Annotated in this window: 25 protein-coding genes; 22 read left to right on the forward strand and 3 right to left on the reverse strand. The window is 71.1% G+C overall.

The window, feature by feature from the left end; all coding sequences use genetic code 11:
- The first annotated feature begins 16 nt into the window (after positions 1-16).
- The 12 genes from AB8A24_RS06520 to AB8A24_RS06575 all read left to right on the forward strand — a co-directional run bounded on the left by AB8A24_RS06520 (position 17) and on the right by AB8A24_RS06575 (position 14,940).
- Positions 17-697, forward strand: coding sequence for a pyridoxamine 5'-phosphate oxidase family protein (locus AB8A24_RS06520; RefSeq protein WP_328965002.1), 681 nt, complete (start codon positions 17-19; stop codon positions 695-697).
- Positions 694-1,452: an HAD family hydrolase gene (locus AB8A24_RS06525; RefSeq protein WP_369475103.1), complete on the forward strand. Its 759-nt coding sequence runs from the start codon at positions 694-696 to the stop codon at positions 1,450-1,452. Before AB8A24_RS06520 ends, AB8A24_RS06525 begins: the two co-directional genes overlap by 4 nt.
- The gene (locus AB8A24_RS06530; RefSeq protein WP_369475104.1) at positions 1,449-3,851 is read left to right on the forward strand and encodes a glycoside hydrolase family 65 protein; all 2,403 of its coding nucleotides are present in this window, start codon (positions 1,449-1,451) and stop codon (positions 3,849-3,851) included. The genes AB8A24_RS06525 and AB8A24_RS06530 overlap by 4 nt, the downstream gene beginning before the upstream one ends.
- Positions 3,852-4,159: 308 nt before the next feature.
- Positions 4,160-4,663, forward strand: a complete 504-nt coding sequence (locus AB8A24_RS06535; protein WP_328965005.1) for a flavodoxin domain-containing protein — start codon at positions 4,160-4,162, stop codon at positions 4,661-4,663.
- Positions 4,664-4,762: 99 nt separating this feature from the next.
- Complete coding sequence (locus AB8A24_RS06540) at positions 4,763-5,356, forward strand: hypothetical protein (RefSeq protein ID WP_369475105.1); 594 nt, start codon at positions 4,763-4,765, stop codon at positions 5,354-5,356.
- Positions 5,349-8,030: a cation-translocating P-type ATPase gene (locus tag AB8A24_RS06545; protein ID WP_369475106.1), complete on the forward strand. Its 2,682-nt coding sequence runs from the start codon at positions 5,349-5,351 to the stop codon at positions 8,028-8,030. The genes AB8A24_RS06540 and AB8A24_RS06545 overlap by 8 nt, the downstream gene beginning before the upstream one ends.
- 21 nt (positions 8,031-8,051) lie before the next feature.
- On the forward strand, positions 8,052-8,351 hold the full coding sequence (locus AB8A24_RS06550; protein ID WP_328965008.1) for a dsRBD fold-containing protein: 300 nt from the start codon (positions 8,052-8,054) through the stop codon (positions 8,349-8,351).
- Between the two features lie 168 nt (positions 8,352-8,519).
- Complete coding sequence (locus AB8A24_RS06555; RefSeq protein ID WP_328965009.1) at positions 8,520-9,422, forward strand: universal stress protein; 903 nt, start codon at positions 8,520-8,522, stop codon at positions 9,420-9,422.
- Positions 9,422-10,279, forward strand: a complete 858-nt coding sequence (locus AB8A24_RS06560) for a universal stress protein (protein ID WP_328965010.1) — start codon at positions 9,422-9,424, stop codon at positions 10,277-10,279. Before AB8A24_RS06555 ends, AB8A24_RS06560 begins: the two co-directional genes overlap by 1 nt.
- An 8-nt stretch (positions 10,280-10,287) precedes the next feature.
- Positions 10,288-12,870 carry a cation-translocating P-type ATPase gene (locus AB8A24_RS06565; protein ID WP_328965011.1) on the forward strand — a complete coding sequence of 861 codons (2,583 nt, stop codon included), beginning with the start codon at positions 10,288-10,290 and terminating at the stop codon, positions 12,868-12,870.
- A gap of 5 nt (positions 12,871-12,875) precedes the next feature.
- The gene (locus AB8A24_RS06570; RefSeq protein WP_107470136.1) at positions 12,876-13,106 is read left to right on the forward strand and encodes a DUF1918 domain-containing protein; all 231 of its coding nucleotides are present in this window, start codon (positions 12,876-12,878) and stop codon (positions 13,104-13,106) included.
- An 85-nt stretch (positions 13,107-13,191) separates the two neighbouring features.
- A complete protein-coding gene (locus AB8A24_RS06575; protein ID WP_369475108.1) occupies positions 13,192-14,940 on the forward strand; it encodes a GAF domain-containing protein in 1,749 nt (582 codons plus the stop codon).
- A gap of 13 nt (positions 14,941-14,953) precedes the next feature.
- Here the strand turns inward: AB8A24_RS06575 and AB8A24_RS06580 are convergent, their stop codons facing one another.
- From AB8A24_RS06580 to AB8A24_RS06590, 3 genes are all read right to left on the reverse strand, one after another.
- Positions 14,954-15,682, reverse strand: coding sequence for a response regulator (locus AB8A24_RS06580; protein WP_369475110.1), 729 nt, complete (start codon positions 15,680-15,682; stop codon positions 14,954-14,956).
- 114 nt (positions 15,683-15,796) lie between these two features.
- Positions 15,797-16,441: a CBS domain-containing protein gene (locus AB8A24_RS06585; RefSeq protein ID WP_369475112.1), complete on the reverse strand. Its 645-nt coding sequence runs from the start codon at positions 16,439-16,441 to the stop codon at positions 15,797-15,799.
- A gap of 45 nt (positions 16,442-16,486) precedes the next feature.
- Complete coding sequence (locus tag AB8A24_RS06590; protein WP_079403917.1) at positions 16,487-16,951, reverse strand: Crp/Fnr family transcriptional regulator; 465 nt, start codon at positions 16,949-16,951, stop codon at positions 16,487-16,489.
- Between the two features lie 180 nt (positions 16,952-17,131).
- Between AB8A24_RS06590 and AB8A24_RS06595 the strand changes: the two genes are divergently transcribed.
- The 10 genes from AB8A24_RS06595 to AB8A24_RS06640 all read left to right on the forward strand — a co-directional run bounded on the left by AB8A24_RS06595 (position 17,132) and on the right by AB8A24_RS06640 (position 26,849).
- Positions 17,132-17,617 (forward strand): pyridoxamine 5'-phosphate oxidase family protein, encoded by a 486-nt coding sequence (locus AB8A24_RS06595; protein ID WP_328965015.1) that lies wholly within the window; start codon positions 17,132-17,134, stop codon positions 17,615-17,617.
- Positions 17,618-17,718: 101 nt separating this feature from the next.
- Positions 17,719-18,585 (forward strand): potassium channel family protein, encoded by an 867-nt coding sequence (locus AB8A24_RS06600; RefSeq protein ID WP_328965016.1) that lies wholly within the window; start codon positions 17,719-17,721, stop codon positions 18,583-18,585.
- A 371-nt stretch (positions 18,586-18,956) separates the two neighbouring features.
- Entirely contained in the window at positions 18,957-19,493 is a 537-nt protein-coding gene (locus AB8A24_RS06605) for a hydrogenase maturation protease (RefSeq protein WP_328965017.1), read from the forward strand.
- 42 nt (positions 19,494-19,535) lie between these two features.
- On the forward strand, positions 19,536-20,705 hold the full coding sequence (locus AB8A24_RS06610; protein WP_369475114.1) for a 4Fe-4S dicluster domain-containing protein: 1,170 nt from the start codon (positions 19,536-19,538) through the stop codon (positions 20,703-20,705).
- Positions 20,702-21,187 carry a cyclic nucleotide-binding domain-containing protein gene (locus AB8A24_RS06615; protein ID WP_328965019.1) on the forward strand — a complete coding sequence of 162 codons (486 nt, stop codon included), beginning with the start codon at positions 20,702-20,704 and terminating at the stop codon, positions 21,185-21,187. Before AB8A24_RS06610 ends, AB8A24_RS06615 begins: the two co-directional genes overlap by 4 nt.
- Positions 21,184-21,990 carry an FAD/NAD(P)-binding protein gene (locus AB8A24_RS06620; protein WP_369475116.1) on the forward strand — a complete coding sequence of 269 codons (807 nt, stop codon included), beginning with the start codon at positions 21,184-21,186 and terminating at the stop codon, positions 21,988-21,990. Before AB8A24_RS06615 ends, AB8A24_RS06620 begins: the two co-directional genes overlap by 4 nt.
- A 1-nt stretch (position 21,991) precedes the next feature.
- A complete protein-coding gene (locus AB8A24_RS06625) occupies positions 21,992-22,810 on the forward strand; it encodes an oxidoreductase (RefSeq protein WP_369475118.1) in 819 nt (272 codons plus the stop codon).
- Positions 22,807-24,171, forward strand: a complete 1,365-nt coding sequence (locus AB8A24_RS06630; protein WP_369475120.1) for a Ni/Fe hydrogenase subunit alpha — start codon at positions 22,807-22,809, stop codon at positions 24,169-24,171. Before AB8A24_RS06625 ends, AB8A24_RS06630 begins: the two co-directional genes overlap by 4 nt.
- Positions 24,172-24,394: 223 nt before the next feature.
- On the forward strand, positions 24,395-25,270 hold the full coding sequence (locus AB8A24_RS06635; protein WP_328965023.1) for a universal stress protein: 876 nt from the start codon (positions 24,395-24,397) through the stop codon (positions 25,268-25,270).
- Between the two features lie 103 nt (positions 25,271-25,373).
- Complete coding sequence (locus AB8A24_RS06640; RefSeq protein WP_369475132.1) at positions 25,374-26,849, forward strand: AAA family ATPase; 1,476 nt, start codon at positions 25,374-25,376, stop codon at positions 26,847-26,849.
- The last annotated feature ends 23 nt before the right edge of the window (positions 26,850-26,872 follow it).

A 26,872-nucleotide genomic window follows, 5' to 3' on the forward strand; every position in this document is an offset into this window, starting at 1 on the left:
AGAGGACGTGAAGACGATGAGCAGAACCCAGCACAGGCCGGGCGCCGCGGAGGCGCCGGCCGGACGCACGGACCTCGGACGGCGGATCGCCATGCGCCGTGAGGAACTCGGCCTCACCCGGGACCAACTGGGTGAGCGCTGCGGGGCTGACGGCGCGTACATCACCTACCTGGAGGAACACGCGGCAGCGCCGGCGATCGGCTCCCTCCTGCGACTCGCCGACGCGCTGGGGACGACCACGGCGGAACTCTCCGGCGCGACGACGGAATACCCACCCGGCAGAGGAACGGCCGTCCGGGACGCCGAGCTGGTCGAGTTGTCCGACGGCGAGTGCCGGCGGCTGCTGTCCACGCACGGCGTCGGCAGGATCGCCGTCTTCACCCCGGACGGTCCGGCGATCTTCCCGGTCAATTACGTAGTGGCGGGCCGCGACATCGCCTTCAGGACCTCGGGTGACGCCGTGCTCGCCCGAGCCGCCGGGACGGAAGTGGCCTTCGAGGTCGACCACATCGACGACGTCACGCGCCTGGGCTGGAGCGTCATGGCCGTGGGCGAGGCAGAAGGCGTCACCGATGCGGAGGAACTCGGCCGGCTCGATGCCGGCGCGTACTCCCTGCCCTGGGCGGGCGGTCCGCGGACCCACTGGATGAAGGTCACTGCGATCCGGATCACCGGGCGCCGGGTGATCCGGCAGTGAGCCCGCTTCGAGCCGTCGTCCTGGACACCGACGGGGTCCTTCTCGACTCCGCCGCGCTGCATGCAGCTGCGTGGAAGTCCGCCTTCGACGGCTGCCTCGACACGTGGGCGGCCGTCCCCGGCCACGCAGCCCAGCCACCCTTCGACACCGAGCGGGAGTACCGGGAACTGGTGGACGGGAAACCCCGTCTCGACGGTGCTCTCGCCTTCCTGACCGCGCGCGGCATCGAGCTGCCGCCGGGCGACGCCGCGGATCCGCCGGGTTGCGGCACGGCGTGGGCGGTCGCCGCCCGGAAGGAGCGAGCGTTCACGGAAGCGCTCCAGGCCGGAGCCGTCGAGGCGTTCTCGGAAGTCCGGCCCGCACTCGAAGCGCTGCGTGCCCAGGGGATGCGGTGCGCCGCGGTCTCCGCATCCAGACATGCCCGCCCGTTGCTGGAGTCCGCCGCGATCGCCCCCCTCGTCGACGTGCTCGTGGACGGCACGGATGCCGAGCGGCTGACCCTGGCGGGCAAGCCGGACCCCGCCCTGTTCCTGGAAGCGGTACGCCGGCTGCACGTGGACCCGGCCGACGCGGCGATGGTCGAAGACGCTCTGGCCGGGGTGGAGGCGGGCCGACGCGGGCACTTCGGCCTGGTGATCGGCCTCGACCGGTCCGGCGGCACGTCCGCCGCGACGAACCTGCGGCATCGCGGCGCGGATGTCGTCCTCCCTGACCTCACCGCCGTCGTCGACGCCGTTGCCGGAGCGCGGCCGTGAACACCGCGTGGACCTGGACTTTCGACCGCTACGACCCGAAGACGGAGCGGGTCGTCGAGGCCCTGTGCACGCTGGGGAACGGCCGGTTCGCCACGCGCGGAGCCGCCCCCGAAGCGCCCGCCGACGCCGTGCACTATCCCGGCACCTACGCGGCGGGCTGCTACAACTGGCTCCCCTCGCAGGTCGCCGGCAAGCAGGTCGGCAACGAGGACATGGTCAACCTTCCCGACTGGACCCGGGTGCGCTACCGCTGCCTGCCGGAGGACGGGCCGGCGGGGGAGTGGCTCACTCCCGACGACCCGAGCCTGCGCCACCACCGCGCCGTCCTGGACCTGCGCGCGGGGACCCTCACCCGCCGCATGCTGTTCCAGGACGGCCACGGCCGTCGGCTCGGCGTCACCCATACCCGGCTCGTTCACATGGCGGACCCCTACCTCGCCGCCCAGCAGAGCACCTTCCGCGCGTCCGGATGGCGCGGAACCATCGAGATCCAGTCCGTACTCGACGGTGACGTCACCAATGCCGGCGTCGCGCGGTACCGGGCCCTCAACGGGCGCCACCTCACCGGCCACCGCGCCGGCGTCGGCGCGGACGGCATCGCCTGGCTCTCCTGCGAGACCACATCGCTCCGCACCCGGATAGGCATCGCGGTACGCACATCCTCCCGCCCCCTGGCCGCCGTCACCCTGAGCTGCACGGATGAGGCGACCGCGCAGACCTTCCGGTTGCCGATCTCCCGCGGACATCCCGTCGTCGTCCTCAAGTCGGCCGCCCTTTACAGCGCGCTGGACCGACCCGCGGGCGATTCGCTCACGTCTGCGGTCGAACACGTCACGCACGCACCGGACTTCGCGACCGCGCTCACCGGCCACAAGGCCGCCTGGGAAGACCTGTGGAGCCGAGGCGAGGTAAAGGTGCCCGGCGAGGCCGGCCGGATCCTGCGCCTCCACGCCTTCCACGTCCTGCAGACCCTCTCCCCGCACACGGCGGAGCTCGACGCCGGCGTACCCGCCAGAGGCCTGCACGGAGAGGCGTACCGGGGCCACGTCTTCTGGGACGAGCTGTTCGTCACCCCCTACCTCACCCTGCACCTGCCCGAGGTGGCACGCGCCGTGCTCATGTACCGCCACCGGCGCCTGCCCGTGGCCCGTGCCGCAGCGCGGCGGGCCGGGCGACCGGGCGCGATGTTCCCCTGGCAGAGCGCCGGTTCGGGGCGCGAGGAAACGCAGACGTTGCACCTCAATCCGCGCTCCGGCCGCTGGCTGCCGGACCACTCCCGCCTTCAGCGCCATGTGGGCTCCGCGATCGCCTGGAACGTCTGGCGCTATGCGCAGACCACCGGGGACACCGGTTTCCTGTACGGCCCCGGCGCCGAACTGCTCATGAGCATCGCCCGCTACTGGGGAGCGGTCGCCGACTACGACACCGATCGGGAGCGCTACCGGATCCGCGGGGTCGTGGGTCCGGACGAATACCACGACGCCTATCCCGGGGCCGCAACTCCCGGGATCGACGACAACGCCTACACGAACGTGACCGCCGCATGGGTGCTGGCCCGCGGACTCGAGCTCGCCGCAGAGCTGCCGAGGACGCGCATGCGTCAACTGGAGCAGCAACTGGGCATCGACACAGAGGTGCTGAACCGCTGGGAGGACGTCTCGCGCCGTCTTCTCGTCCCCTGGCACGGCGACGTCATCAGCCAGTTCGAGGGCTACGGCGATCTGGCCGAGCTGGATTGGGACGCCTACCGCGCTCGGTACTCCGACATCCGCCGCCTCGACCGGATCCTGGAGTCCGAGGACGACACGGTGAACCGCTACCAGGCGTCGAAGCAGGCCGACACCCTCATGCTCGGCTACCTCTTCCGCCCCGACGAGTTGCACGACATCTTCGCCCGGCTCGGCTACCGGCTCGACGACGACCTCTGGCGGGCGACCGTCGCGTACTACTTGCAACGCACGAGCCACGGTTCGACGCTCAGCAGTCTTGTCCACGGCTGGGTCCTGGCCCGCCACAAGGGTCCCGACGCCTGGCGGTACTGCGAGGAAGCCCTGCTCGGCGACGTGATGGACATCCAGGGCGGCACGACCGGCGAAGGCATCCACCTCGGAGCCATGGCCGGCACCCTCGACCTCATCGAGCGGGGCATCGTAGGGCTCGAGGTCGGCCCGGACGGACTGCGCATCGACCCCGTCCCGCTCCGGGAGGTGCCGCGCTGCTCGTTCACCGTCGACTGCCTGGGTCACCGCGGCATTCGTATCCGGTTCGTCCCAGGGAAGCTGGGCATCGAGGTCCCCTCATCCCGAACGGCGCCTCCCCTTCCCCTGCGCCTGCCCGACGGGGTGACCGCGGACCTGCCCGCGGGTCGGCAGAGGTGGTTCCGCACGGAAGCCGGCTGACCTGTGGATACCGTTCAGGATCGCGCACACTCCCTCGCCGGCACGGGCACGGCCATCGCCGCCCCGCCGAGATCGGTGGTGGTCGCATCAAGACCGGTATCGACTCCATCTCCGTCGCCCCGGACAGCTTCGCCGCGGTCAAGCAGCACGTGGCCGCCGCCGAACTGGTCCGGTACGGGGAGGGCCGAACGGCCCCATCCGGGACCCGATGGCCCCAAGCGGAGCAGCCGTCCCCCTCGCGACAGTGAAGGAAGACACCACATGAAGGCGCTCAAGCGCATCACAACAGAGAGCAACGGAGAGTCGTCATGACTTCCAAGCGCGTCCTGGTCGCCTACGGCACCAAGCATGGTGCGACCGCCGGAATCGCTTCCGAGATCGGCAGGACCCTGCGTGAGGACGGGCTCGACGCCGTCGTGGTCCCCGCCGACGACGTGGACGACGTACGCGGGTACGACGCCGTGGTGCTCGGAGGCGCCCTGTACGCCGGGCACTGGAGCGGCAAGGCCAAGCGCTGCGCCGAACGCAACGAGCACCTCCTCAAGCACCGCCCGGTCTACCTGTTCAGCAGCGGCCCCGTCGACAGTTCCGCCGAGCAGCACGACATCGCGCCGGTGGCGGCGGTGGCCCGGGAGATGGAGCGCCTCGGCGCACGCGAGCACGTCACCTTCGGCGGCAGCATCACCTCCAGTACGCCCGGGTTCATCGCCCGGGCCATGGTCCGTGCGGGCAAGGGCGGGGACTTCCGCAATCCTGAGCGGATCCGGACGTGGGCCCACCACATCAGCGCCGAACTCGCCGCTCCCCGCTGAGCGGCCGGGCAGGATCAGAGCGCGCGGAGGTGCACGATGTCCGAGGCCGCCACGCCCGGAGACGGGCCCACGCGATCGCGTCCGGCGAGAGACGGCCGGGTGCGTCGGCTGTTCGACGGACGTCCGAACGAGCTGCGTCGGCCGGTCGACCGGACCCGGCGCCGCTGGAACGTCGTCTTCGTACTGTCCTTCCTGATCGCCTTGCTCTGCGGCGTCGTCGTCACGACGGCCGTCTGGGAGTCCGAAAGCCGGACTGCCAGGGATACGGCCCGCCACCGGCACCAGATCGAGGCGACGACGGTCCGCTCCGCGGAGCGCGCGGTCTCCAACCGCTCCGGCGGTAACTCGCAGGTGGTGGCGCCGGCCGTCTGGGAGTACCCGGCCGCTCACCAGCACTCCGGGACGGTCTCCGTCCCGCTCGGCACGCCGGCCGGCCGACCGGTCACGCTCTGGGTCGATGACGCGGGCACGGAAGCGCAGGCACCTTCGTCCGAAGCTCGCCGCGCCTTCACGGCCGCAGCGGCGGGAGTAGGAGCCCTCGGCCTGCTCGTCCTGGCCTCGGGGGCAGTGGTCCGCCTTCGTCTGCTCCTGGTCGAGACCCGCACTCTGGCCCAGTGGGAGCACGAGTGGGAGGCCGTGGAGCCGCGCTGGTCCGGCAGGCCGCGGCGCGAACGGGGACCTGGCGATGACTGAGGCAGGCACCCGGCCCCCGTCCCCGGCGGGCGGGCTGCCCCCGAGCCCCGACCCTCTGGAACCGTTGCCGCTCCTGAGGCGTGAGCTCGGCACCGGGCCGAGTGGCCTCTCCGCACGCGAGGCGGCCCGCCGCCTTGCCGTCTACGGCCCCAACGAGGTCCGCCGCAAGGCGCGTACGTCGCTGGGGCGTGAACTCGTACGGCAGCTCGTCCACCCGCTGGCCCTGCTGCTCTGGGCGGCTGCCGCGCTGGCGTTCGTCGCAGGTATTCCCGTGCTCGGGTGGGCCATCATCGCCGTGGTTCTCGTCAACGCGGCGTTCGCGCTCCTCCAGGAACGGCAGGCCGAACAAGCGGTGGAGACTCTCGCGAAGTACCTGCCCGAGCACGCCCTGGTGATTCGCGACGGCCGGTCCTCGGCGGTGGAGGCAAGGGAACTGGTGCCGGGCGATCTGGCCGTTCTCGAAGAGGGCGCCAAGGTTCCCGCCGACGCACGGCTGACCGAGGGTGGCATCGAGGTCGACCTTTCGATGCTGACGGGGGAGTCCACCCCCGCCGAACGGATCGCCGGCCCCGGACTCGTCGGAGCACCGCTGCTGCAGGAACCCAACCTCGTGTTCAGCGGCACCGTCTGCACCGGGGGCCAGGCCCAGGCGATCGTGTTCGCCACCGGAGACCACACGGAACTCGGCCGCATCGCCGCACTGAGTCAGCGCACTCGCCGCGACCCCAGCCCCCTGGAACAGCAGGTCAAGAAGGTCGCCTGGCTCATCGCCGCCGTAGCGGTCGCCATGGGCGGCGTCTTCCTGGCGGCCGGGGTCGCCGTGGGCCTGCCGCTGACGGACACCCTCATGTTCGCGATCGGGCTCCTCGTCGCCAACGTCCCCGAGGGCCTGCTGCCGACCATCACCCTCGCGCTCGCCGTCGGCGTACGCGTCCTCGCCCGCCAGGGAGCGGTGATCAAACGCCTGAGCGCCGTCGAAACGCTCGGCTCCACCAACGTCATCTGCACCGACAAGACCGGAACCCTCACCCGGAACCGCATGCGACTCCAAGCCGTGTGGACGCCGGAGCACGGAAGGGAGCCCGGCCCCTGGGACGGAGAGCTGATGCGGACCAGCGCGCTGTGCACGACGGTCACCCGCGGCGAAGAAGGCGTACTTCGCGGCGACCCGACGGAGACGGCGCTGGTCGAAGGTGCCGCTGCCCGCGCCGCCCCCGTCGACCTCGACGGCCGTGACACCGGGCGCCGAGCCCTCTTCCGCTTCGACCCCCGGCTGCGTCTGATGTCCGTCGTCCAAGCCGATGGCGTGCAGGGTCTGCGCGTCATCGTCAAGGGCGCGCCGGAGACGGTGTTGCAAACCCTGGAAGGCAGTTCGCAGTCCGCGGCCGCGGCGGCGGAGGAACTCGCCCACGAAGGCATGCGCGTCCTGGCGGTCGCCGTCCGAACACTGCCGGCCGGTGCCGAGGTACCGACCCGTCGCCAGGACGCGGAAACCGGACTCCGCCTGCTCGGGCTCGTCGGCCTGTACGACCCGCCACGCCCTGAAGTCGCCGCCGCCGTCCGGCGCTGCCACGAGGCAGGACTCCGCGTGCACATCGTCACCGGCGACAACGGCGCCACCGCCGCGGCCGTCGCCCGCGAAGTCGGCATCGGTCAACCTCGACTGCAAGTGGTGGCACAGTCCGAGTCGATCGGCGACCACGAACTCGACGCACTCCTCGCACCGTCGGACGCCGAAGTCGTCTTCGCCCGCTCCTCACCCGAGACCAAGCTGAAGGTGGCCGACGCCCTGCGCGCACACGGGCAGATCGTCGCCATGACCGGTGACGGGGTCAATGACGCCCCCGCCCTGCACCGAGCCCACATCGGGGTGGCGATGGGACTCTCGGGCACGGACGTGGCCCGTGAGGCGTCCACCATGGTGCTGACCGACGACAACTTCGCCACCATCGTCACCGCGATCGAATCCGGTCGCCGCGTCTACGACAACGTCCGCAAATTCATCGTCTACATCTTCGCCCACCTCACCCCAGAGGTCGTTCCCTTCCTGGTCTTCGCGCTGTCGGCCGGCACTGTCCCGCTCCCGCTGACCGTCCTGCAGATCCTCGCGATCGACCTCGGTACCGAGACCCTCCCCGCCCTCGCGCTCGGCCGCGAACGAGCCGAGCCGGGCACCATGAGCCGCCCGCCCCGCCCGAGCTCGCAAGGAGTCATCTCCCGAGACATGCTCATCCGCAGCTGGGGCTACCTCGGTACCGTCTCCGCAGTCCTGGTCATGGGCGCGTTCTTCTACGTACTGTGGGGCGCGGGCTGGCACCCGGGCGATCCCACCGGCGCGGGCAGCCCACTGCACCACGCGTACGTCACCGCGACCACGGCCACGTTCGCAGGCATCGTCACCTGCCAGGTCGGCACCGCCTTCGCCGCCCGCACCGATCATGCGGCCCTGCGTGACATCGGCCTGTTCACCAACCCCCTGCTCCTGGCGGGCATCGCCTTCGAGCTCGCCTTCACGGCAGCCCTCGTATACGCGCCGCCCCTGCAGGGCCTGTTCGGTACCGCCGCCCTGCCGTTGGACGTCGTCGCCCTCATCGCGACCTTCCCCGTCCTCGTCTGGGGCACCGACGAACTACGGCGCTGGATCCGGCGCACTCACCGGCACACGACGCCCTGACACCTTTACCGGAGGCACGGCATGTCACACACCGCTGAATGGAAGGTCCGTCTCTACCTCTTCGAGGAGGGCCACGCGACCAAGGCCCGCCTGGAACTCGACACGGGCACGAACAGGATCACGGGCCACGGCACCGCCCGCTGCGCACCCCAGGACACCGACGTCCCGGAGATCGGCGACGAACTCGCGGTCGCTCGCGCCATGGAGGATCTCGCCCTCCAGATGAAGCGAGCCGCCTACGGTGACATGCAGGCCGCCGGCGCCCCGTCCCTCCAGGAGTCCCTGAAGCCGTACACCGGGTGGCTGGACACCGAAGCATGAACACGAAGGGTCGGTGCCGGCCGGGCCGGCGCGTTCGCAAGGGATCCCGCGGGCCGTCCGCGGCAGGGACCTTTGGCCCCCATGAAGGTCCTGAGCGGCCCTCCTCCTGAAAGGTCCGCGGTGTCAGCGTGAGAACAGACCCCCACTGGCCCCGGGCGAGGAGACATCATGAACAACATCGTCAGCGGCTCGGAACTCGGCTCCGTCATCGTCGGCGTCGACGGCTCCGAGCCCGCTCGTCAGGCCGCGCTCTGGGCAGCGGGAGAGGCCGAACGCCGCGGGCGCCCGTTGCACATCGTCTACGGCGCGGACACGGACGGCCGGGCCCTCTACGTATCCGCCGAGACCATCGAGCGCGTCCGCAGCGCCGGCCGCGAACTGCTCGACGAAACCGCCACCGCGGTCGAGGAACAGCACCCCGGACTGGTCGCCACCACGGAATTCAGTCGCGGCGACCCCGTGGCCGGCCTGCACCGAGCGGCCGGCCTTCGTGGCACCATCGTGGTCGGCAACCGGGGGCTGGGCGGATTCAACTCGCTCATGCTCGGATCCGTGGGCCTGAAGGTCGCGGCCGGCGCGAGGACGCCCGTCATCATCGTCAGAGGGACCGACGGCGGCGCCGCGAGCGGGACGGTGCTCGCCGGGGTCCGTGACGAGCACGACCTGGACTGCGTCCGTCACGCGGCGCGGGAGGCCGAGCTCCGCAAGGCCGAGCTGCGGCTGCTCCACGTGTGGAACGTGCTCCAGTCCGTCGGCAGCGTGGTGACCATGATGGACGACGTCACGGAGATCGCCGACGAGTACGTCCGGCACCTGACCGCGGTGACGGAGCAGATCCGCCAGGAGTTCCCGGACCTCACCGTGCGGGCGGACGTCGAGAAGAGCGTGTCCGTCGCCGGTGTCCTGGTCGAGGCCTCCCGACACGCCGATCTGCTGGTCATGGGCGGTCGGCGGGCGTCCGCGTACCTGGGACCCACCCTCGGGCGGCACACCCACAGCCTCGTCCACCACTCCCACTGCCCCGTGCTGCTCATCCCGCGCCACACGGACAAGCACGGAGACGAATCGTGATGGCCGCCGCCGAACGCCGCGAGATCGTCGTCGGCATCGACCCGGCCAGGGACTGGCACCTGCCCCTCGCCTGGGCGTCGGACGAGGCCCACCGCCGTGGGCTCGGGCTCCGACTCGTCGTGACCGTGCCTCCGCCGCACCAGAAGCGGCAGGTCAACGGCACCCCTCGCACCACGGCCCCGCACCAGGCGGGCTCGGAAGCCCTGGCAGCCGGTACCGGGTGGGCGCGGGAACGGCACCCGGGGGCCGAGGTGGCCACCGACCTGATCGAAGGAATCCCCGTACCCGCCATCGGCCGCCTGTCCCAGCAGGCCCGCATGCTCGTGCTCGGGTCCCGCCACCTGAGCCGGACCGCGGAGTACTTCAGCGCCGGCTCCACGGTGGTCCCGGTCACGGCCCAGGCGCACTGCCCTGTCGTCGTGGTCGGAAACCCCGAGCACATCACCCAGCAGCCGCCCTACCTGGTCGTGGGCATCGACGGCAGCGAGTCCTCGAAGGCGGCGCTCGCGTTCGCGTTCGAGGAAGCCGACCTGCGCGGCGCCGCACTGCGCACCATCGCGGTATGGCAGCCCCCGGTCTTCCTCCTCCACGACGAGGAGGTCGCACTGCAGGCCCAGCGGCGGATGCTGTCCGAGGCCACGGCCGGCTGGTCGCAGAAATATCCGGACGTGGTGCTGTCCCACGAGGTGCCGATCGGGCATCCGGTGGAGGAGCTCGCGGAGGCCGCCGAGCACGCCTTGGCCGTGGTGGTGGGTCGCCGCGGACGCGGAGGCTACTCCGGCATGCGCCTGGGTTCCGTCGTCCATGGACTGCTGCACCGGGCGTTCTGCCCGGTGATCACGGTTCCGGCGGAATAGGAACCGCCATGGCGATGACCCCGGCCACCGCGGAGGTACCTGTCCGCACGCCCGACGGCCTCACCGACATCGAGGCGGAACGCCGACTGACCGAGCACGGCCGCAACGAGATCCCGCCCGCCCCGGCGGCACCCTGGTACGCCAGGGTGCTGGCCCAGCTGCGCGATCCGCTGATCATGGTGCTCCTGGGCGCGGTGGTACTGACGATCGCGATCGGCGACCACGCCGACGCGGTGGTCATCGCCGTGGTGATCGTCGTCAACACGACCGTGGGCGTCGTGCAGGAGACCCGGGCCGATCACGCCGTGGCCGCTCTCTCCGCGATGTCGGCACCGAAGGCGCGGGTCCTGCGGGACGGCGCTCCGCGCGAGGTCCCCGCCGCCGCCGTGGTGCCCGGCGATGTCCTGCTTCTCGCCGAGGGTGACATCGTGGCGGCCGACGCCGATGTCACCGAGGCGTCCGCCCTCATGATCGACGAATCCATGCTCACCGGGGAATCCGTCCCCGTGGACAAGGAGGACGATTCGACGGTGAGCGCGGGGACCGTGGTCGTGCGAGGCCGGGGTGTGGCGACGGTGAGGGCCACCGGCCCCGACAGCGCGCTCGGCCGGATCGCCGCCCTCCTCGACACCAAGCGGGAGCCGACACCCCTGCAACACCGTCTCGCCTCGCTGGGGCGCATCCTGGCCATCGTCACCCTGGCCCTCTGCCTGGTGGTCTTCGGCCTCGGGCTCGTACAGGGCCTGCCGCTCGGAATCATGGCGGTGACGGCGATCAGCCTCGCCGTCGCGGCGGTTCCGGAATCCCTGCCGGCCGTCGTGACCCTGGCCCTCGCATTGGGAGCCCGGCGCATGGCGGCCCGGCACGCTCTCGTCCGCCGGCTCCCCGCTGTGGAGACCCTCGGCTCCGTCACGGTCCTCGCCACCGACAAGACCGGCACCCTTACCGAAGGCCGCATGGTCGTCCAGCACGTGTGGACGCCACGGTCCTCGGTCGACTTCTTCGGAGTGGGGTACGAACCGCAGGGAGACGTCCTGGTCGAGGGAAGGTCGCCGACGGCGGCCGAGCTCGGGCCCGTGCAGGAGCTGCTGACGGCCGCGTCGCTCTGCAACGACGCCTCCCTGCGGCCGCCCCAGGGAGAGCCCTCGGACGAGGACCGGTGGACCGCGGTCGGCGACCCCATGGAGGCCGCCCTCCTGTCAGCGGCCGTCAAAGCCGGGTGCGATGAGCCGGAGGTTCTCAGGGGCACCCGCCCCAGGACGTGGGAGATCCCGTTCGACAGCGGACGCAAGCGCATGACGACAGTCCACCGCCTGCCGTCCGGTGGCGCCCTGGTGTGTATGAAGGGTGCCCCGGAGGTGGTGCTGGACGCAGCTGTTCTCGCCGACCGCACCGACCTGGTGGCCGGCGCCCGGCAGCAGGCGGCGATCCTGGCCTCCCGCGGATACCGGGTGCTCGCCGTGGCGTCCGCCGAACACGCCGAGCAGCCGAACAGCGCGGAGACGGCCGAGGCAGGACTGAGGCTGCTGGGCCTGGTCGCCATCAGCGATCCGCCCAAGCCCGCGGCAGCGGCCACTCTCGCCGCCTGCCACGAGGCCGGGATCACCCCGGTCCTGATCACCGGAGACCACCCGGCCACGGCACGCGCGATCGCCGTCCGCGTCGGCTTGGCCGGCGCGGACGACGATGACGAGACCGTGGTCAACGGCCCCGATCTGGCCGCCGGCCGGGTTGCCGACCTCACCTCCGCACGCGTCTTCGCCCGGACCGATCCGCAGCAGAAGCTCGACATCGTCGACGCTTGGAGGGCCAAGGGAGCCGTCACCGCGATGACCGGCGACGGGGTCAACGACGGCCCAGCCCTGCGCCGCGCCGACATCGGGGTGGCCATGGGGCAGCGGGGGACCGAGGTCGCCCGCCAGGCCGCCGACCTCGTGCTGACCGACGACGACCTGTCGACCGTGGTCGCGGCGGTCGAGGAGGGCCGGCGGGTCTACGACAACATCCGCCGCTTCCTGGTCTACGGCCTGGCCGGCGGCGCCGCCGAGATCCTCGTCATGCTGATCGGCCCCCTCCTCGGCCTTCCGCTCCCGCTCCGGGCGGGCCAGATCCTGTGGATCAACCTCCTGACCCACGGTCTGACCGGGGTGGCCATGGGGGCCGAGCCGGTGGATCCGGAGGCGATGCGCAGGCCCCCGAGGCCGCCCGGCCAGCACATCCTCGGCGCGGGTGCCTGGCAGCGCCTCGTGGTGCTCGCCGCGGTCGTCACAGCCGCCTGCCTCACCGCCGGGACGGTCGCACGGGCCTGGGGCCTGCCCTGGCAGAGCGTCCTCTTCCTGTCCCTCCTCGCTGCGCAGCTCGGCGTCGTGCTGGGCCTGCGAACCCGCCTGCTGACCCGGGAGAACCTCTTCCTGCCCCTGTCCGTCCTCGCCTCCGCCCTGCTCGGGGCGGCAGCGCTCTACCTTCCGCCGCTGCAGTCGGTTCTGGAGACCGAACCACTTGGATGGCCGGGCCTTGCCCTGGCATCAGTCGCCCTCGCGAGCGGCTTCGCGGCAGCCCGACTCGCACGGCACGCTTTCCTAAGGAGCTGATGATCATGAAGGCACACACGTCCGAGCACGGTCCCCACGCCCGCGTGGGCGACGAGATCGTGGTGGGCGGGCCCTCGGTGGGCAAAGCGGGTCGCGACGGCGAAGTCGTCGGTCTGCACCACGACGACGGCACCCCGCCCTACGACGTCCGCTGGTCGGACACCGGCAGGACGACCCTCTTCTTCCCCGGACCGGACGCACACGTCCGGCACCTCGGAACCGACGACTCCGGCTGATCTTCAGCCTGCGCGGAAACGTGGGGGCGGGGATACGGTGAAGAGGCAGGCCGGACTTCCCCTGGGCGCCGCTTGGAGGTTACGCATGGGCGGGGACGAGCAGGGTGCCGTGCGTTCGGGGCTGCCGCGGCTCCGGCTGGACGAATTGCTCGAAGAGCTCCAGGTCCGCATCGACGAAGTGCGCGGCACCAGGGACCGGCTCAACGGGCTCCTTGAAGCCGTGATGTCCGTCGGCCGGGAGCTCGACCTTCCGCAGGTCCTGAGGGGCATCGTCGAGGCCGCCGTCGTCCTGGTGGACGCGGAGTACGGAGCCCTGGGCGTCATCGGCGACGACCAGAAGCTCGCCCAGTTCCTCCCCGTCGGCATCAGCGACGACCTCCGGGCCGAGATCGGCGACCTGCCCTCCGGCCACGGCATCCTCGGCGAACTCATCCGCCACCCCGAGACCCTACGGCTGTCGGAGTTGTCCGATCACCCCGCCTCCTACGGGTTCCCGGCCCACCACCCCCCGATGCACTCCTTCCTCGGCGTCCCCATCCGGGTCCGCGAGGACGTGTTCGGCAACCTCTACATGACCGAGAAGCGCGGCGGCATCGACTTCGACGAGGAGGACGAGGCGGTCCTGTCCACACTGGCGGTGGCAGCCGGCATCGCCATCGAGAACGCCCGCCTCTACGAGGAAGTACGTCTTCGGGAACGCTGGCTGACCGCAAGCTCCGACTTCACCAGTGCTCTGCTCTCCGGCTTGGCCGAAACGGAGGTACTGGAGGGCATGCTGGAGCGGGCCCGCGACATCACGGGAGCCGACATCGGTGTCTTCTACCTCGTGGGCCAGGGCGGGGAACTGCGCGGCTCGCTGGCCCTGGGTGAGGGCGCCGAGGCGCATCGCGGCATCGTGCTGCCCAGCAGCGCGGGAACCCTGGCAGCAGCCGCCCTCGGCGAGGAGGACGGACTGATCACTGTGGCCGACGTCGGAACCGAGGTCCGGATCACCGTGCAGCCGGAACGCTGGAAGGGCTTCGGCCCCGCCGTCGCCGTCACGGTCGGCACCAAGGAGAAGCTGAGCGGTGTCCTCATCCTGGCCCGCAGACGCGGCCGCCCGGCATTCGCCCGCGCCGAGATCGCGGCCCTGCCCGGCTTCGCCGGCCAGGCCGCCCTGGCCCTGGAGCTCGCCGACCGGCGCCGGGACGCCGAGCAGATGAGCATGCTGGAGGACCACGACCGCATCGCCCGCGACCTGCACGACCTTGCCATCCAGCGCCTTTTCGCCACAGGCATGACCCTGCAGAGCGCCCAGCGCTTCGTCGAGCATCCCGAGGCTTCGGAGCGGCTCGCCCGAGCCATCGACGACCTGGATGCCACGATCAAGATCATTCGCTCGACGATCTTCGGACTCCGCGAACACGAGGCGCCCGGGGTCACGCCGAAGCTGCGGCTGCGTGCTGTCCAAGCCGTGGAGGAGGCCGCCCGGGCGCTCGGCTTCGCCCCGGCCCTGCGGATGGAGGGCCTGATCGACACCGACGTACCCCCCGAGACCGCGGACGAGGCGCTCGCGGTGATCGGGGAGGCACTCACCAACGTGGCCCGCCATGCACAGGCAGGCCGCGCAGAAGTGTCCCTCTCGGCCGTCGAGGGCGTACTGACCGTACGGGTCACCGACGACGGAGTGGGAGTGGCACAGGGAGGCCGTCGCGGCGGGCTCCGCAATCTCGCCGAGCGGGCCGAACGCCTGGGCGGCGAGCTCTCCGTATCGGCGCACGGGTCGACCGGGCGGGGGACGAAACTGGAATGGCGGGTACCGCTGGATGGAGGCGACTTCCCACCCCCCGGGTGACCCCCCTCGACACTCAGCTCCGGCCCTTGCCGTGCTCCGGCTCGTGCCCGCGCCCGTGCTCGTGTTCGTGGACCTGCGCGGCGATGACGGCGGCCTGCACCCGGCGCTCCACCCCCAGCTTGCCCAGCAGCCGCGAGATGTGGTTCTTGACCGTCTTCTCGGACAGGTACAGCCGCTTGGCGATCTGCGCGTTCGTGCGGCCCTCGCCGATCAGTTCGAGCACGGAACGCTCCCGCTCGGAGAGAGCGGCCAGCCGATCGTCGTCCGGAGCCTTGACGGTCTCCGGGTCCCTCAGCGAGTGCATCAGCCGAGCGGTCGTCGCAGGGTCCAGCATGGACTGTCCGGTCGCCACGGTCCGTACGGCCGAGACCAGGTCCGACCCCTTGATCTGCTTGAGGACGTAGCCGGCCGCTCCGGCCATGATCGCGTCGAGCAGCGCGTCCTCGTCATCGAACGAGGTCAGCATCAAGCAGGCGAGATCCGGCATCCGCGAGCGCAACTCGCGGCACACGGTGATCCCGTCGCCGTCGGGCAGCCGGACGTCGAGCACGGCGACGTCCGGGCGCAGCGCCGGCCCGCGGGTCAATGCCTGCTCGGCGGTGGAGGCCTCGCCGACGACCTCGATGTCGGGCTCCGCGTCCAGCAGGTCGTACAGGCCGCGGCGTACGACCTCGTGGTCGTCCAGGAGGAAGACCCTGATGGGCGCCCCGGACGAGACAGAGGGTGCTGGTGCGTCGGACATGTACGCCCCTGTGATCGATCGGCTGTGCGTACCTCTTGTCGTACGCATTGTCTCAGCGGAGCGGGTGGACGCACCTTGTGGTGCGTACCGGAGCCGGCGCGGCGGTGAAGGGTTTCAGGCAGCTCCGGCGGGCTTCCCTTCCAGCTCCATCCGTACGTCCACCACGCCTTCCACGGCACGGATGGCGCGGGCCACCAGCGGCACCAGGGCGCGATTACGGAGAGATCCCCGCAGGGTGACGACGCCGTCCTTCACCGATGCCTGTAGATCTACCGGGGGAGCGAGCTCGGCGAGAACCGCGTCGCGGATCTCCTCCTCGATCTCCTCGTCGGTGCGCAGGAACACCTTGAGCAGGTCGCTCCGGCTCACGACCCCCTCCAGCATCCCCACGCCGTTCACCACGGGGAGGCGCTTCACGCGCCTGCGGGCCATGATCTGGGCAGCCTCGGCGAGCGTGGCGTCGGGGTGCACGGTCACGGCCGGACTCGACATCAGCTCCTCGGCCAGCACACCCCCCGCCTTGGAAGCCTCTTCCAGCTGATCGGGAAGCCGGGGGTCGTCCTGCCTGAACTCCTCCTTCGGCAGTAGATCCGCCTCGGAGACCACCCCGACGACTCGCCCCTCGCCCTCCAGGACGGGAACGGCGCTGACCTTCCACTCATCCATCAGCTCGACGATCTCCTTGTACGAGGCCTCACGGCCGATGGCCACAGCCGTATGGGTCATGACGTCGCTGACGGTGTACCGGGACGCGGGCATGACGCCCTCCTCACTGCTGGGGGTTCGGGTGCGGGACACCGGCCGTCAGAGATAGCTGCCACTGCCGTGCGGGGCATAGAGGTCGAGCAGCCGGATACGGGCGGCGTGCAGCCGGTGCGCGAGCACCTGCGCGACCCAGTGGCCCATCGCGGAGCCGAAAGCAGGGTCGGTATCCATCATCGTGCGCACCGCGGCGGCGTCGAATTCGTACGTGCGCACCGGCGTCGTGGCCACCGCGCCCAGTCTCCAGGCACTGGGCTGCAGCATCCACGAGCACCCCACGAGTTCGCCCGGTCCGAGCCTTTCGATCACTGCCGGCTGTCTGCCGGGCACATGCACGTCCAGGGCGACGATGCCGGTTCGGACGATCCAGAACCTGTCCGCCCGGCCGCCCTCGTTGAAGAGGCGCGCGCTCTCGGGGAAGTTGACCTCCCGTGCGATGTCCATCAGCCGGGAGCGGTGCTCAGCCGGCAGCGCGCCGGCGATCTTCGTAGGGGGAGTGGTCCTCATGGCGGCCTCCGGTCGATTCCGATTCAATTCTGGGCGCCTCCAGAGGCGCTGGGTATGGGCCGACCAGCCCCCGATTCCGCAGGACAGGGGACCGTTCGGCCCTGGCACGGCACACGAGGAGGCAAGGACGCTGGGTGAAACCGAGGCCGAAACCATGAGGTCGGAGCGGAGGGCCGTGTGATGGATCACGCAACCGCCCGGAGCCCGGACCACGGCTCCGTCCTGGACCCGATGCGGTCCACGGAGCAGCTGGACCGCTCCGAAGCGCTGCGGCTCCTGGGGACCGTGCCGCTGGGCCGCGTCGTCTTCACCCACCAGGCGCTGCCGGCCATCCGACCGGTGAACCACGTGGTCGAGGGGGAGGACGTGATCGTCCGGCTCGACGCAGGCGCTTCACGCGCGTCGTTGGTGGCGATCCCCGGTACACCCGGCATCGTCCTCGCCTACGAAGCAGACGCCATCGACCCCGACACGCATCTCGGCTGGAGTGTCGTGGTGATCGGCTACGCCGAGCTCGTCGAGAATCGCAACGACGCCGAACGGCTTGAGGCGCTGCTCGACCTGTGGACGAACCGGCCGACGGCCGGCGTGCTGCGCATCCGGGCCGAACTCGTCACAGGGTTCCGCCTGGGGCCGGAACCTCGGCCGACTTCCACCGCCGGGTGAGGCCCGGCCCTGCTTCCGACACCTGGCGACGGCGTGGGCTGCGATCAGCGGCTACGGAGGTGCGCGAACCTGGGCGAAACGCGGTGGAAAGGGAGTGCCGGATGGATTGGCTGGTGACGGTCACGGGCGCGGCCCTGGTCCTGCTGATCCTGCGGGACGTGTTCCACACGCTGTGGCACCCGACGCGTCACGGCGGGCTGAGCCGCCTGGTCATGACCACACTGTGGCGGCTGTCGTCCGTCCTGGGCACCCGTCGCACAGCGGCCGGCCTGGCCGGCCCGCTCGCCATGGTGTCCGTCGTCGCCCTGTGGGCCCTGACCGTGGCGGCGGGCTGGGCGCTGATCTACTGGCCTCACATGCCAGAGGCGTTCGTGTACGCGGGCGGGTTGCACCCCGACGATCATGCGAGCCTGCTGGACGCGACCTACGTCTCGCTGGTCACGCTCTCCACCCTCGGCCTCGGTGACGTCGCACCCGCCGAGGGGTGGTTGCGCCTCCTCGCACCCCTGGAGGCGCTGGTCGGGTTCGCCCTTCTGACCGCGACGGTCTCCTGGATCCTCGGCATCTATCCAGCGTTGGCGCGCCGCAGGGCGCTGGCATTGCGGCTGTCCCACCTCTCCCGTACCCATCCCAGGAAGGAACAGATCGACTCCCCGGCCGGGGCCGCCATGCTGGACGGCTTGGCCACAGCGCTGTCCGCGGCAGCGGTCGACTTCCTCCAGTACGCGGAGTCCTACTACTTCCACGACGGCGACGACCGGACCTCCCTCGCCCACCAGATCGGCTACGCACTCGACATCGCCGATGAGGGGTCGGAAGCCGGACATCGGGATGTCCGGCTCGCCTCCACGGTGTTGCGTTCCGCCCTGCAAGACCTTGCGAGCATCCTGGACGAGCGCTTCCTGCACACCCAGGGCACGCCCAGGCAAGCTCTCGCCGCGTTCGCACACGACCACGGGCACCGGTGACCACGCCCTGCCGTGAGTCTTCCGGCGTGGACGACGACCTCGACCGTCAGCCCGTTTCTACGCCGCGGCGTCCACACCGCGCTGCCCCGCAGACTCCGTCGAGGTCCGGACCGGCGATGTGCTCGTGGTGACACATGCCAGCCAGGCCGCCTCCGCAACGGTCGCGCCTGGTCGCACGATGAGGCCGGAGCGGTCATGAGCAACTCCGCCGTCTCCTTGCGTGCCTTGTCGCCCAGCGGTACTTCGCGGTACCGGGCGAGGACCCCGGGCAGGGGGATGCGCCGTGCGCCGTTTGCCCCATGGCACAGGACCGCGTCCCGCGCGTAGGGCAGGCTGTACCTGGAGACGCCCGACGAAGGAAGCGGGTACGTATGAAGCCGCTCGCCGGTACGGCGGTCATCGGGATCGGCAACGAGTTCCGGCGCGATGACGGGGTGGGGTGGGCCACCATCGCGTTGTTGTGCGAACGGGAAGCACGGAGACCTCTCCCCTCCGGTACTGAGCTCGCCCAGAGCGACGGAGACCCCGGCCGCCTGATGACCCTCTGGGAGGACAAGTCCCTCACGCTCGTCATCGACGCCTGCTTCCCACCTGCGGCGCGGCCCGGGCGGACACACCGGTGGTGTGTGGCCCCGGGCGAGATGCCGCACCCGGCCGCCGCGGGTAGGCAGAGCACCCACGGGCTGGGGCTCGCCGAGGCCTTGTGCCTCGCCGACAGTCTCGGGCGCGGTCCCGGCCGCCTCATCGTGTACGCGGTCGAGGGAGCGGACCGCTCGCTGGGCACGGGGCTGACCCCAGCCGTGGCGGCCGCCCTGCCACTTCTGGCCCGACGCATCGAGGAAGACGTCCGCAAACACGGCGAGCGGACTCGCCGGACCAGCTTCGAACCAGGGAGCCCGCCGGTCTGACATGCTGCCGGATCTGGACACGTGGAGACCGAGAGGTGCACCATGACCGACGCTTCGGATGCCGGAGCCGTCCTCGACCACCACGACGAGGCGGTCCTCGACCGCGACGGTCTGGCCGCTCTCGTGCGTGTCCTGAAGGCACGCGGCCGCACGGTGATCGGCCCGACCGTGCGCGACGGCGCGATCGTCCTCGACGAACTGGACTCCGCCGATGCCCTTCCCTACGGGTGGGGGGTCGAGCTGGAGGCGGGGCAGTACCGGCTCCGCCGCCGCGAGGACGGGGCGGCCTTCGCACACAGCGCGGGACCCCAGTCGTGGAAGTCGTTCCTCCATCCGGAGCGCGTCCGCCAGTGGTCCGCGGATCGAGGCCCGGACGGTGCGCCGGTCGTCCGGGAGGAGAAACAGGAGAGCATTTCCTACGCGTTTCTCGGCGTGCGGCCCTGCGATCTGCGTGCCATTCAGATCCTGGACCGGGTGATGAGCGGAGGCCGGTACCGGGATCCCGCCTATCTGTCCCGGCGTACGGGTGCCTTCCTGATCGCGGCCGAGTGCACCGAGCCGGGTGCCACCTGCTTCTGCGTCTCGATGGGGAGCGGGCCGGCCGCCGACGCCGGGTACGACCTCGCCCTCACCGAGGTGGTGGACGATGACGGCCACCGCTTCCTGTGCCGGAGCGGGAGCGAGGAGGGAGCTGCGGTCCTCGCGGAACTACCGGGTCGTAGCGCCGATGGCTCCACCCGAGCGGCTGCGATCCAGGCCGTGAGCGCCGCCGCCGAACGCATGGGCCGCTCCATGCCGCCGGTGGACCTGCGCACGCTGATGCGGGACAACCTGGAAGCGGATCGCTGGGACGACGTCACCGCCCGGTGCCTCAGCTGCGGCAACTGCACCATGGTCTGCCCCACCTGCTTCTGCACCACGACGGAGGACGTCACCGATCTGACCGGCGATCACGCCGAGCGCTGGCGCCTCTGGGACTCCTGCTACGACCTGGACTTCTCGCTCCTCCACGGCGGTCCGGTCCGGTCCACCCCGCGCAGCCGCTACCGCCAGTGGCTCACTCACAAGCTGGGCACCTGGCACGACCAGTTCGACAGCTCCGGCTGTGTCGGCTGCGGCCGGTGCATCGTCTGGTGTCCCACGGGCATCGACCTCACCGAGGAAGCCCACGCCCTGCACCAGGAAGCCACGCAGCGGGAGAACACGCCGTGACCTCGCAACCCGGCGGGCCTCCCGGCGAGGAGGTGTTCACCGCTCTGACGACGGAGCACCGCGGAAAGCTGATGACCCTCGCCCGGGAAGTCGCCCTTCCGGGCGGCACGCGGATCTTCGAGGAGGGGGAGAAGGCCGACCGCTTCTGGGTCATCCGCTCGGGCACGGTCGCGCTCGATGTCCACATGCCCGGCCGGGGGCGAGTGGTCGTCGAGACCATCGGCGCGGGCAGCCTGCTCGGCTGGTCCTGGCTGTGCCCGCCGCGGCAGTGGCACCTCGCGGCCGAGACCCGGGACCCCGTCCGAGCCTGGGAATTCGATGCCGCGGCCGTCCATGACCTGTGCGCCGAGGACACGGCGCTGGGCCTGTCGCTGGTCACCGTCGTCGCCGAGACCATCGGCGACCGGCTTCGAGCCACCCGCACCCGGCTGCTCGACCTGTACGGACCGCCGGGACCGCCGGGGAGCGGGCCGGTGCCATGACGCTCACTCCCCTCTCCTACCGCGTGGTGGACCGCCGCGACGAGACGCACGACACGGTCACGCTCGTACTGGAGCCCGCCGCGGATGCCCTGAAGCCCTTCGCGCCCGGCCAGTTCGCGATGCTGTACGCGTTCGGTGTCGGCGAGATCCCGGTGTCCGTGTCCCGGATCGCGGACGGGCACCGGCTGACGCACACGGTCCGCGCCGTCGGTGCCGTCTCCCGCGCACTGTGCGGCCTGCGGATCGGCGGGTGGGTCGGCGTGCGCGGCCCCTTCGGTACCGCCTGGGACCCGGCCGCCGCTCACGGCAACGACCTGCTCGTCATCGCCGGCGGCATCGGGCTCGCTCCGCTCCGTCCCCTCGTCGACGCCGTTCTGGCCGAGCCCCAGGCGTTCGGGCGGCTGAACGTCCTCGCGGGTGCCCGGACCCCCGCCGATCTGCTGTACGGGGACGAGTTTCCCGCCTGGGGAAAGCCGTTCGCCGCCGTCACGGTCGACCGGCCTGCCAACGGCTGGACCGGCCGGGTCGGAGTCGTCACCACGCTGCTCCGCGAGGCCCGGTTCACACCGTCGGACACGGTCGCCTTCGTCTGCGGGCCCGAGGTGATGATGCGCGCGACCGCACGCGCGCTGATCCACCAAGGGGTACGTCCCGACCACATCCGGGTCTCCCTCGAACGCAACATGCGCTGTGCCACCGGCCACTGCGGACACTGCCAGCTCGGACCCCTGTTGCTCTGCCGCGACGGCCCGGTCGTCGGCTACGACCAGGCCGAGCCCCTGCTCACCGTCCGGGAACTGTGAGATGAGCACCCCCACCACACCCCAGCCCCCTGCCCGCCCCCGCCTCGGCGTGTTCAAGTTCGCCTCCTGCGACGGCTGCCAGCTCACCCTCCTCGACTGCGAGGACGAACTGCTCGGCATCGCCGCCGAACTGGAGATCGCCCACTTCCTGGAAGCGTCCAGCGATGCTGCTCCCGGCCCCTACGACCTCGTCCTCGTCGAAGGGTCGGTCAGCACACCCGAGCACGTCGAGCGCATCCGGCGCATCCGCGCCGAAGCCCGCCACCTCGTCACCATCGGGGCCTGTGCCACGGCCGGCGGTGTACAGGCGCTGCGCAACTACGCCGATGTCGAGGGGTACCTGGCGACCGTCTACGCCCGCCCCGACTACATCGAGACCCTCGCGACCTCCACGCCGATCTCGGCCCACGTACCCGTCGACTTCGAACTGCGCGGCTGCCCCATCGACCGCGGTCAGCTCGTCGAGGTCATCACCGCGTTCCTCGCCGGACGCAAGCCCGCCATCCCGAACCACAGCGTCTGCTTCGCCTGCAAACGGCGCGGCAACGTCTGCGTCACCGTCGCCCACGGCACACCCTGCCTCGGCCCCGTCACCCACGCGGGCTGCGGCGCCCTGTGCCCGACCTACGGGCGCGGCTGCTACGGCTGCTTCGGGCCGGCCGGAACCACGAACCTTCCCGCGCTGGTCCCGCTCATGCAGCGTGACGGGATGAGCGAGGAGGACATCGGCAGGTTCCTGCACACCTTCAACGTGACCGCCTTCACCGCCGCGGAGGAGCGAGGACAGCCCGACGTGACCGACGCCGAAGGACCGGGATGAGCGACCCCGCGCCCCGATACCAGGAGTTGCGCATCCCCTCACTCGCCCGTGTCGAGGGTGAGACCGCGCTGCACCTGAGGATCCACGACGGCACCGTCACCGAAGCGCGGCTCAAGATCTACGAGCCTCCGCGGTTCTTCGAAGCCTTCCTCCGGGGCAGAGCCCACACAGAGCCACCCGACCTCACCTCCCGCATCTGCGGGATCTGCCCCGTCGCCTACCAGATGAGTGCCTGCCGTGCCATCGAGGACGCGTGCGGCGTCGTCGTCGACGGACAACTGGCCGCCCTGCGCCGCCTGCTGTACTGCGGCGAATGGATCGAGAGCCAGACGTTGCACATCCACATGCTGCACGCACCGGACTTCCTCGGCGAGGACGACGTGATCGGTCTGTCCCGCTCCCATCTGGAGCACGTCGAGCGCGGACTGCGCCTGAAGCAGACCGGCAACGCCGTGGTCGAACTGCTCGGGGGCCGGGCCATCCACCCCGTCAACGTCCGGATCGGCGGCTTCCACCGCGCCCCGACCCGTGCTGAACTCCGACCCCTGGAAGAACGGCTGCGCACCGCCCTCGACGACGCCTGGGACACGGTGCGCTGGGTCGCCGGCTTCGAATTCCCGGACGCCGAGTGCACCGCCGACCTGCTCGCCCTCGCCGAGACCGGCACCTACGCCATCGAGTCCGGCGTTCCCACCGTGCTCCCGTACGACGAGACACTCCCGCCGTACAGCTTCCCCCTGCGGGACTTCACCGACCACGTGGCCGAGGAGCAGGTCTCCCACTCCACCGCCCTCCACTCCCGGCTGGACGGCCGAAGGCACCTCACCGGCTCCCTTGCGCGCTGGGCGGTCAGCGGCCACCTGCTGTCCCCACTGGCTCTGGAAGCGGCACGGGAGGCCGGACTGGGCGACCCCCCGTCGCGCGCGGGTGCCGGACGGGGGGAGGTCTGCAGGAACCCGTACCGAAGCATCCTCGTCCGGGCGGTGGAAGTCCTGTACGCGGTGGAGGAGGCCCTGAGGATCATCACGGAGTACGAACGTCCGGCCCGCCCGTGCGTAGAGGTGCCGGCCCGGGCCGGCACCGGCCACGGTGCCACGGAGGCGCCACGCGGCCTGCTCTACCACCGCTACGCGTTCGACGACGGGGGGCGTGTCACGGACGCCCGCATCGTGCCACCGACCGCCCAGAACCAGGGCGCCATCGAGGAGGACCTGCGTCGGCTGGTCCAAGCCGGCCTCGATCGGGGCGAGGGCTCCGAGGCCGAGCTCACCCGGCTGTGCGAGCGAGCCGTCCGCAACCACGACCCGTGCATCTCGTGTTCGGCCCACTTCCTGGAACTGGACATCGAACGCACCCACTGATCACGCCCTGGAAGGACGGCCTCCTGCGCGCTGCGGGGAGGCCTCAGGTGCTCCTCGGATGACATGCGGCCGTAGCTCGGCGCGTTGGCACAGGTGCTTCATCGAGTACCGCTTACGGTCACTTGCACGGCTACCGGCGCGATCGGGGACGACAGCGCTCCGGCCGACCGGACACCGGACACTTCACCGCCCTTCCAGTCACCTACCTGACGGAGCAGCCGGCATGGAGCCAGTCGTCACCGTGGGCCTCGACGGTTCACCCGAGAGCCTCGCCGCCGCCCGTTGGGCCGCTGACGAAGCCGACCGCCGCAAACTCACCCTGCGACTGCTGCACGCGTGGCCCCTGCTGGCTCCGGAACCGACCCACCTCCCCTCCGAGATGGATCAGAACTATTGGGCGAAGCGGATCGTGCACCACGCGAAGGCGGAGCTCCAAGCGCGCCACCCCGGCCTGATCATCGTCGGAAACCTGGTCGCCGAGGACGCTGAGCAGGCGCTGCTGAAAGCGTCGGCGGAGTCCGAGATGACCGTGCTCGGCTCGCGGGGGATGGAGCCCGTCGAGAGCTATTTCCTGGGTGACATCAGCATGCCCGTCGTGGCACGGGCCGAGCGGCCGGTGGTCCTGGTGCGCGCCGGGGCGCGCGAAGAGGGTCCGCCGTCCACTCCAGGCGCCTCGGGCGTCGTCGTGGTGGCGCTGAAACTGCACGGTCCGTGCGATGACCTGCTCGCGTTCGCCTTCGCCGCCGCCGCGGCACGAGGTGTTCCCCTGCAAGCCGTCCACGGCCGAAGCATGCCCCTCCACGCTCACGCTCCCTGGGGCACGGACCACGACGTGACCGAAAAGATCAGGCAGGACGCGCAGAAGCTCCTGAGTGGCGCTCTCCGCCCCTGGCGCGAGAAGTTCCCGAGCGTGGAGGTAACTCCCGCTATCGGTCTTGAAAGCCCTACCAAGGTCGTGGTCCGGACTGCCAAGGGCGCAGGGCTCCTGGTCGTCGGCCGACGCAGGCATCGTCCCGCCCTTGCACCCCCACTGGGTTCCGTGGCCACCGCCGCGATCCATCACGCGCGCTGCCCCGTCGCCGTCATTCCCCATGACTGAGCCGAGCCACCGCGAGGGGCCGCCGGCGCCGGCGCACCGGACCGACGCGTCCGCGCTCCGGACCGGCACCGGCCTCGATGTTCCGTCACTCCCGCGCGCAGAGGTGTGCGAGACGCACACCGCGGTCCTGTTCTTCGTCGGTGACCGCGCCTACAAGCTGAAGAAACCGGTCGACCTGGGGTTCCTCGACTACACGACCACGGCGGCCCGGCGGATCGTCTGCGAACGGGAGATCGCCCTCAACCGTCGCTTCGCCCCTGACGTGTACCTGGGCCTGGGTGAGTTCCGTGGACCGGACGCCGATACGCCCGAGCCGCTCGTGGTGATGCGCCGCATGCCGGCGGAACGCCGCCTCTCCCTGCTCGTGAGTCAAGGCGCCGATGTCGACGACGCTCTGCGGTCGGTCGCACGCCTCCTCGCCTCCCGCCACGCGGACGCGCCCCGCGGCCCGGACATCGACGAGCAGGGCAGGCGGGACGCGCTGTCCGCACGCTGGGAAGCGAGCTTCACGCAGGTCAGGCAACTGACCGAAGACGGTCGCCTGCTCGACGGGGTGGAGGAGATCGAGCGCTTGGTGCGTCGCTATCTCGCAGGCCGCGAGACACTGTTCGACACCCGTATCGAGCAGGGGCGGGTGGTCGACGGTCACGGCGACCTGCTCGCCCAGGACATCTTCTGCCTCGACGACGGCCCCCGCGTCCTGGACTGCCTGGAGTTCGACGACCGCCTCCGCTACGTCGACGGACTCGACGACGCGGCCTTCCTCGCCATGGACTTGGAGCAGACGGGTGCCCGGGAGGCCGCGGCGTTCTTCCTCGCCCAGTACGGCGAGTACTCCGGCGACCCCGCACCGCCGTCCCTGTGGCACCACTACGTCGCCTACCGCGCGTTCGTCCGGGCCAAGGTGTCCCTGATCCAGGCAGCTCAAGGCGCTCGCGGCGCGGAGGCGGCCGCGCGGCGCCTGGTCACCACGACGCTGCGCCATCTGCGCACGTCCACCGTCGGCCTGACCCTCGTCGGCGGCCTGCCGGGCAGCGGGAAGTCCACGCTCTCCGGCGCACTGGCCGATCGTCTGGGCGTCACGCTGCTCAGCAGCGACCGCCTGCGCAAGGAGCTGGCAGGCATCCCGGCGGAGGAATCAGCGGCCGCCGGGTACGGCGAAGGGCTGTACACGCCCGAGTGGACCGCGAGGACGTACGCGGCCCTGCTCGACCGGGCGTCCACCCTGCTGTCCCGTGGCGAGTCGGTCGTCCTCGACGCCACCTGGTCCGACGCGGGACAGCGCGAGGCCGCCCTGCGCATGGCCGAACGCACCAGTGCCGACCTCGTGGCCCTGCACTGCCAGGCTCCGGGAGAGGTGTCGGCCGCGCGCCTGACCACCCGCGCCCCCGGGGCATCCGACGCCACCCCTGAGGTGGCCGAGGCCGTGGCAGCCGCGGAGCCCCCGTGGGAGGAGGCCGTCCCCATCGACACCGGCGGCCTTCTGGAGGCCGCGGTCATCCAGGCGATGGCGGCCGTACGCCCCTACGGCTCCGGCCAGGCCCCGGTCTTCCGCCGCCCTTACATGGAGCCGGATTAAGGAGAATGACGACCCCGCGCGCA

Source organism: Streptomyces sp. BF23-19, from assembly GCF_041106355.1.
GTDB classification, from domain to species: Bacteria; Actinomycetota; Actinomycetes; order Streptomycetales; family Streptomycetaceae; genus Streptomyces; species Streptomyces virginiae_A.